This is a genomic window from Pseudomonas sp. PA-6-3C (assembly GCF_021605825.1).
GTDB classification, from domain to species: domain Bacteria; phylum Pseudomonadota; class Gammaproteobacteria; order Pseudomonadales; family Pseudomonadaceae; genus Aquipseudomonas; species Aquipseudomonas edaphica.
Window position 1 is genome coordinate 1 of sequence record NZ_WKDV01000090.1, and the last position, 3478, is coordinate 3478.

The following is a 3478-nucleotide window of genomic DNA, read 5'->3' on the forward strand; positions in this document are numbered from 1 at the left end:
CCGCCACTTTCTCCTGTGGCGAGCAGGCTTGTCCTGCGTTGGGCCGCGAAGCGGCCCCAAACCCTGACACTGAGTACTTTCAGGAAAATTGCAGTGCCTTTACTGGGGCCGCTTCGCAGCCCAACGCCGGCGGTGCGACGATTCGACAAGCCTGCTCGCCACAACAGCCCACCTGCCACAGACTTCGTGCTAACCGGCTGTGTAACCTATGCTGCGATGGCGGTGTATCAGCCACTGATTCACCCCCTGGTACACCGCCATCGCGGGCAAGCCCGGCTCCCACAGGGTTTACCTGGCGCCTGAAGACCGTATTCATCAGCCACAAAAAAAGCCCCGACTCGCAAGAGCCGGGGCTTTTTGTTGGTGCGCTACAACGGCTTAGCCGTTGAACACATCATCCACGCTTTACACCGGGCAGCCCGCTGCCGGCGGATTAGGCGGCGCCGATCGATTTGTTCTGATGAGATCAATGGCCGACCCAGCTCCACTGTGGGAGCTGGCTTGCCTGCGATGGCCATAGGCATCTACACAACTTTTGAAGGCCGCCACTTTCTCCTGTGGCGAGCAGGCTTGTCCTGCGTTGGGCCGCGAAGCGGCCCCAAACCCTGACACTGAGTACTTTCAGGAAAATTGCAGTGCCTTTACTGGGGCCGCTTCGCAGCCCAACGCAGGACAAGCCTGCTCGCCACAACAGCCCACCTACCACAGACTTCGTTTTAACCGGTTGTGTAGATACCTATGGTCATCGCAGGCAAGCCAGCTCCCACATCGGTCGGTGTACATCTGTTGAAGCAGCGTTAGCAGTAAAAAAGACCTTGGGACGCCAAGGTCTTTTTTTGCCTGCAGAATCCAGATCAAACGTGCGCGATGTTTGTGTACGGCAGCGAGGCGAAGTCGATCATGTGCCTTACCGTGAGCGGTGTATGACGTTTTGCTCGCGGATCTGTATCTAACGCCCTGCTTTTCAACGCCCTACCATGGCACCCAGCACAATACTGCAGGAGCGACACCATGCCCGAACTGTCCAGCTGGCTTGCTTATGGTCTGATCTCCCTCGGCATGGTGCTGACGCCCGGGCCGAATATGATTTACCTCATTTCCCGCTCGATCTGCCAGGGGCGCACGGCCGGGTTGATTTCCCTCGGTGGCGTTGCCTTGGGTTTCCTCGTTTATATGTTCTGCGCGGCGCTGGGGATTACCGCATTGGTGATGGCCGTGCCTTTTGCCTACGACGCGCTGCGGCTCGGTGGCGCGTTGTACCTGGTGTACCTGGCCTGGCAGGCGGTGAAGCCGGGTGGCCGGTCGCCGTTTCAAGTGCGGGACTTGCCCCAGGACAGCCCACGCAAGTTGTTCATGATGGGCTTGGTGACCAACCTGCTGAACCCCAAAGTGGCGGTGATGTATTTGTCGTTGTTGCCGCAGTTTATTGACCCGAATGGGCATGGCAGTGTGCTGATGCAATCACTGATCCTGGGTTTTACGCAGATTGCCATCAGCGTGAGCGTCAATGCGGTGATTGCAATGATGGCGGGTTCCATCGCCGTGTTCTTCGTCACCCGTCCAGGCTGGCAGGCGGTTCAGCGTTGGGTGATGGGTTCGGTGCTGATGGGCTTGGCTGTGCGGATGGCGGTTGAAGGGCGGCGGTAAGAGGGTGGTTGCAACGTTGTAGTTAGGGGTGGTTAACAGGAGGTTGCATGCTTGAAGTGTGGGGGCGACGTTCGTCATTCAATGTTCAGAAGGTCATGTGGCTTATAGGTGAGTTAGGTCTGGCCCACCGCCATATTCCCGCGGGCGGCCAATACGGCCTCAAGGATTCGCCAGCGTTTCTGCGCATGAACCCCCATGGGCGCGTGCCTGTCATAAAAGATGACGACGGGACAGTGGTGTGGGAGTCGCACAGTATTCTCAGATACCTTGCCGCGCGTCATGGGGCATCTGGTTTCTGGAGTGAGGACCCAGCTCAGCGCTCTCAAGTTGACCGTTGGATGGATTGGTCTCAAACCAGCTTGCAGCCGACGTTTTTAAATGGTGTGTTTTGGGGCTTTTACCGAACCCCTGAGGCGTTGCGGGATCCGCAAGCTATCGAAAAAAGCATCAGCCTCTGCGATCAATATTTTGAGTTACTTGACCAGGTCTTGAGCGAGCAGCCCTTTCTGGGTGGGGAACGTTTGTCGTTGGCAGACATTACTGTTGGCACACATCTGTACCGTTACTTCTCTTTAGCTATTTCCCGCCCACTCATTCCTCACGTTGAGGCGTGGTATCAAAGACTCCGGGAGCGTGAAGCTTATCGCGAGCACGTCATGATCCCTTTCGAAGAGCTTTTCGGTCGGTTGGATTATTAGCCGAGGGGATCAGAAGGGGCGTTGAAACTTCTGGTCTTGAAAAGCTGTTGCTCAGCGAGTCCTGCCGGCGCCGTTAATCTGGTTGGCGCTGGGATGCCAGCGATTGACCTAGCTGTTTCGCACGCCCGTGGTCTGGCGATGCCTGGACGCTGGCGTAGCCGTATTGATGGTGTACCTGGCCGGTATGTTGATCACCGACTCACTGGATATCTTTCAGATAGTCTTTGAGGGTAATCAGCGGGGTACTTAGCTCATCAAGGCTGCTGGCCTGTTGCACATCTGTAAACAGTTTGAGCAGTTCACGGCCCAGCACCGTGTCGGCGCCGCCTAGTGCATTCAAGGCCTGGGCAATGCACTCATTAAGCTTGTGTTGAATCGTCGCCAAATCCCCCTGGCGCACCAACAACCCAAACACTTCGCGCTCATACCCATCCATCACCAGGTCATCGCGCAGCAACGGGCTCGCGCCGTCCGTCTCATGCACCAGCTTGAGAGCAAAAAGCGCAACAGCTTCCAGCGTCAATTCCATGGTTCCGATTCCTCATGTCTGCGTTCGCCCGCACATACTCACGTTTCTGCGGGCGAAAAAAAAGCCCTTGAATTTCAATGGCTTTCTTTCGGACCTGTGTAAAAGCGGGTGAGAGTCGGTTTGATAGTCAGGGGCTGAAGGGGCATTGCGCGCCTACGCAAATGCCAGGTCTGCTGATTCGCCGGCTTTTCCTCGCCGCCGATTGCAAACCGTAACGCCTGGGCGAGGTCGCGCGTTTGCCATGAGCCGCGCTGTCAGGCGATCGAACACTCTATATAGCTGCAACCGTGGCACTGTGGATTAATCGAAAAGAATTTCAGGAAGGGGGTTGACCACATATTTGAATACTGTACTATTCGCCTCCCGCTGACGAGCAGCTTGAAGCCGGTTCTGGTTCAAGTAGTTGATTTTGATAAAGAAATCACTTGACAGCAAATGAGGCTGCTGTAGAATGCGCGCCTCGGTTGAGACGAAAGGTCTTAACCAACCGCTCTTTAACAACTGAATCAAGCAATTCGTGTGGGTGCTTGTGGAGTCAGACTGATAGTCAACAAGATTATCAGCATCACAAGTTACTCCGCGAGAAATCAAAGATGTAACCAAC

The 3478-nt window shown here is 55.6% G+C and carries 3 protein-coding genes and 1 pseudogene; 2 read left to right on the forward strand and 2 right to left on the reverse strand.

Going from position 1 to position 3478, the window contains the following annotated elements; genetic code table 11:
* Positions 1–1011 precede the first annotated feature (1011 nt).
* Entirely contained in the window at positions 1012–1647 is a 636-nt protein-coding gene (locus GIW48_RS29535) for a LysE family translocator (protein ID WP_058420054.1), read from the forward strand.
* A gap of 47 nt (positions 1648–1694) precedes the next feature.
* On the forward strand, positions 1695–2345 hold the full coding sequence (locus tag GIW48_RS29540) for a glutathione S-transferase family protein (protein ID WP_099549468.1): 651 nt from the start codon (positions 1695–1697) through the stop codon (positions 2343–2345).
* Between the two features lie 199 nt (positions 2346–2544).
* Here the strand turns inward: GIW48_RS29540 and GIW48_RS29545 are convergent, their stop codons facing one another.
* Entirely contained in the window at positions 2545–2874 is a 330-nt protein-coding gene (locus GIW48_RS29545) for a hypothetical protein (RefSeq protein WP_099489620.1), read from the reverse strand.
* Positions 2875–3174: 300 nt separating this feature from the next.
* Positions 3175–3478, reverse strand: a pseudogene (locus GIW48_RS29550) (hypothetical protein); the annotation flags it as partial.